General features: G+C 63.9%; 4 protein-coding genes. All 4 read right to left on the minus strand.

Features of this window, described 5'->3' with window-relative positions; genetic code table 11:
* Positions 1–122: 122 nt before the first annotated feature.
* Positions 123–524, minus strand: a complete 402-nt coding sequence (locus tag JYJ84_RS34920; RefSeq protein WP_122944719.1) for a YXWGXW repeat-containing protein — start codon at positions 522–524, stop codon at positions 123–125.
* 160 nt (positions 525–684) lie between these two features.
* Positions 685–939, minus strand: a complete 255-nt coding sequence (minE, locus tag JYJ84_RS34925) for a cell division topological specificity factor MinE (protein ID WP_006486661.1) — start codon at positions 937–939, stop codon at positions 685–687.
* Between the two features lie 12 nt (positions 940–951).
* Positions 952–1,767, minus strand: a complete 816-nt coding sequence (minD, locus tag JYJ84_RS34930) for a septum site-determining protein MinD (RefSeq protein WP_122944718.1) — start codon at positions 1,765–1,767, stop codon at positions 952–954.
* Positions 1,768–1,826: 59 nt separating this feature from the next.
* Positions 1,827–2,135: septum site-determining protein MinC (gene minC, locus JYJ84_RS34935; protein ID WP_205190147.1), on the minus strand; the 309-nt coding region annotated here is incomplete at its 5' end.

Consider the following 2,135-nt stretch of genomic DNA (forward strand, 5'->3'; position numbering starts at 1 on the left):
CAGTAGATCACGACGGGTGCCGGCCGGTAGTACACGGGCCGGGCCGGCACGACGATGCACCCGGCCAGCGTGATCGCGACGAGCGCGATGGCGATTGCGGTTCGTTTCATCGCTCGCCTCCATCATGCCCAGTGGCCACGGGTCCAGAACCAGTTCGGACCGCGCTGGTCCCAATGGCCCGGCACCCATTGCATGCCGACGCGCTCGGCTTCCCAGTGGCCGCCGATCCACACGTAGCGGCCGTGATCCCAGTGCCAGTGCCCGCGGTCCCAGACGTAGCCCACGCGCGTGGCAGGTACGACCTCATAGCGCACCGGCGGCGGCGCATTCGGCGCGACGACGACGATTTCCTCGGTGCGCACGGCGACCGGCTCGGCGACGACCACGCGGCCTTGCGGCGCGATCACGGGCGTGCCGACGAGAATCTCGTCCGCATGCGCGGCAAGCGGCGCGACGACGGCTGACAGGCTCGCGGCAAGCAGTGCGAGCGAAACGATACGACGTTGAACGATAGAGACAGCCATCACAACCTCCTGGTTGAACAAGTTACGCGAGCGTATTCGTTCAATGCGGGAGGGACGATAACGGCCGACAGACGCCGTGTTACGGCGTGCCCGAAAGTGCAACAGGGCGTAAGACGCGCACGGCGGCGAGTGCCGCCGTGCGGAGGGATACCGGCAACGGTCAGGCTTGCGGGATCTCGATCTTCACTTCGAGGACTTCAAGATCGTCCTGGCGCTCGAGGCTCACGCGGATGTCATCGTTCGAAATATGGACGTACTTCGAGATGACCGCGACCAGCTCCTTCTGCAGCGCCGGCAGGTAATCGGCCGGCGGGCGGCCGCCAACGCGCTCGTGCGCGATGATGAGCTGCAGGCGCTCCTTCGCGACCGATGCGGACTTCTTCTTCTCGCCGAGGAGAAACGAAAGGATGGACATGGTCGGCCTCCGTTACTTGCTGCCGAAGAGGCGCTGCAGCAGGCCCGGCTTCTGGTAGTCGGTGAAGCGCAGCGGCTTGTCTTCGCCGAGGAAGCGCGCGACGACGTCCTTGTACGCTTCCGCCACGTCGGTGCCATCGATATGCACGGCCGGCAGGCCCTGGTTCGATGCATGCAGCACCGCTTCCGACTCGGGCACCACGCCGATCAGCTTGATGCGCAGGATCTCGCTGATGTCCTCGAGCGACAGCATCTCGCCTTCGCTGACGCGCTTCGGGCTGTAACGCGTGATCAGCAGGTGCTCCTTGATCGGGTCCTTGCCTTCGGTCCCGCGCTTCGTCTTCGACGACAGGATGCCGAGAATGCGGTCCGAATCGCGCACCGACGACACTTCCGGGTTCGTGACGATCAGCGCTTCGTCCGCGAAGTACATCGCGTGCAGCGCGCCCGCCTCGATACCGGCCGGCGAATCGCAGACGATGTAGTCGAAGTCCATCGCGACGAGGTCGTTCAGCACCTTCTCGACGCCGTCACGCGTCAGCGCATCCTTGTCGCGGGTCTGCGACGCCGGCAGGATGAACAGGTTCTCGCACTTCTTGTCCTTGATCAGCGCCTGGTTCAGGTTCGCTTCGCCCTGGATCACGTTCACGAGGTCATACACGACGCGACGCTCGCAGCCCATGATGAGATCGAGGTTGCGCAGGCCGACGTCGAAGTCGATCACGGCCGTCTTGTGGCCGCGCAGCGCGAGACCGGACGCAAAGCTCGCGCTCGTCGTCGTCTTGCCCACGCCGCCCTTGCCCGAGGTCACCACGATGATTTTTGCCATTTACCCAATACCCTGTGTTCGTCAATGAGAGCCGATCGATCCGGAGCGCACCGCGTGGATTACGTCAGGCGCAGCGGTTCGATCATCAGTTTTTCCTCTTCGAGCCGGATCTGCACCGATTTGCCCAGTACTTCGGCGGGCAACGGGTTCTCGGTTGTTCGATAGATACCCGCGATCGAAATCAGTTCCGGCTCCAGACACGTGCAGAAAATGCGCGCGTCGTGATTGCCGTGCACGCCCGCGAGTGCGCGGCCACGCAACGGCGCGTAGATGTGGATGTTGCCTTCCGCGATGATCTCCGCACCGTGACTGACCGGCGCGAGCACCACGAGGTCTCCTTTCGCGTAAATCTGCTGCCCCGAACGCAA

The organism is Burkholderia sp. LMG 13014 (genome assembly GCF_905232215.1).
GTDB lineage: Bacteria > Pseudomonadota > Gammaproteobacteria > Burkholderiales > Burkholderiaceae > Burkholderia.

Bases quoted from the DNA above. Each gene is read 5' to 3' on its own strand.
- minD (WP_122944718.1), bottom strand. From the start codon at position 1,767: ATGGCAAAAATCATCGTGGTGACCTCGGGCAAGGGCGGCGTGGGCAAG.
- JYJ84_RS34920 (WP_122944719.1), bottom strand. From the start codon at position 524: ATGGCTGTCTCTATCGTTCAACGTCGTATCGTTTCGCTCGCACTGCTT.
- minE (WP_006486661.1), bottom strand. From the start codon at position 939: ATGTCCATCCTTTCGTTTCTCCTCGGCGAGAAGAAGAAGTCCGCATCG.